The organism is Humibacter ginsengiterrae, from assembly GCF_054780115.1.
Genome location: NZ_BAAGWY010000038.1, coordinates 1 through 1,241, shown reverse-complemented (window position 1 = coordinate 1,241; position 1,241 = coordinate 1). Strand labels below are relative to the sequence as shown.

The window sequence follows — 1,241 nt, the reverse complement described above, 5'->3', positions numbered from 1 at the left end:
CTAGTAGCGTGTCGCGTCTAATGTAGTGGGTATGGCTGGTTGGCTGTTCTCGATTGATACTTGATCGGGAGGAGGCCGTGGCATGCCCAGGCCGAAGGAATTCGTTGTCACGTTGAGTGTTGGCGATCGGACGAGGCTGAGCCGGGTGATCTCGCGCGGGACGCATCCGGCACGGATGATCGCCAGGGCGAGGATCCTGCTGGAGTTGGATGAGGCCGACGTTCCGGCGTCGGATCGGCGGGTGGTGGCTGAGCGGGTCGGGGTGTCGGAGAACACGGTGTATCTGGTCGCGAAACGATTCACCGAGGCGGCAGGGGATGTCGATGTGGTGATTGGCCGTAAGAAGCGCCTGAGCCCGCCGGTTCCGGCGAAGGTGACCGGGGATGTTGAGGCTCGGGTGATCGCGTTGGCGTGCACGAAACCGCCGGAAGGGTACGAACGGTGGTCGTTGCGGCTGCTGGAGAAACAGGTGCTGCTCACCGACGGGATCCCGCCGCTGGACCACTCCACGATCGGACGCGTCCTGAAAAAAGGGGGCTTCGTCCTCACCTGAAGAAGTGCTGGACGATCCCGCCGCACGCCAATGGTGAGTTCGTCGCCAGGATGGAAGACGTGCTGGAGGTCTACCACCGGCCTTACGACCCGTCCGTGCCCGTGATCTGCATGGACGAGAAACCGTACCAGCTGCTCGGGCACGCCCGTGATCCGATCCCGGCGACACCGGGTCACGATAGGAAAGAGGACTCGGAGTACGTCCGGCGCGGGACCTGCTCGATCTTCGTCTGGGTCGAACCCCTTGCCGGACGCCGCCGCGTTGATGCCCGGCTCCAACGCACCCGCCTCGACTGGGCGGCAGAGATCGAGCAGCTCCTCACGCTCGACTATCCGAACGCCGACCGGATCGTGCTAGTGATGGACAACCTGAACACCCACACCCTCGGATCCCTCTACGAAGCCTTCGAACCGCAGAAGGCGCGTGCACTGGCGTCGAGGCTGGAGATGCACTACACACCCAAGCACGGCTCCTGGCTGAACATCGCCGAGATCGAACTGGCCGCCCTGACACGGCAATGCCTGAACCGGCGCATCGACGACCTTCACGTGCTGAACACCGAGCTCGCCGCCTGGCAACACGCCACCAACGAAAACCAGCGGCAAGTCGACTGGCAGTTCACAACAGCCGACGCCCGCGTGAAACTCCGCCACCTATACCCATGCGTTTAGATGCGACGAGCTACTAG

Annotated in this window: 2 protein-coding genes; both read left to right on the top strand. The window is 63.3% G+C overall.

Translation table 11 applies throughout. The features are described from left to right. The first annotated feature begins 175 nt into the window (after positions 1 to 175). A complete protein-coding gene (locus tag ACYVII_RS19075; RefSeq protein WP_460537924.1) occupies positions 176 to 553 on the top strand; it encodes a helix-turn-helix domain-containing protein in 378 nt (125 codons plus the stop codon). Continuing rightward, positions 442 to 1,224, top strand: coding sequence for an IS630 family transposase (locus ACYVII_RS19070; protein WP_460537923.1), 783 nt, complete (start codon positions 442 to 444; stop codon positions 1,222 to 1,224). Before ACYVII_RS19075 ends, ACYVII_RS19070 begins: the two co-directional genes overlap by 112 nt. Positions 1,225 to 1,241: the final 17 nt, after the last annotated feature.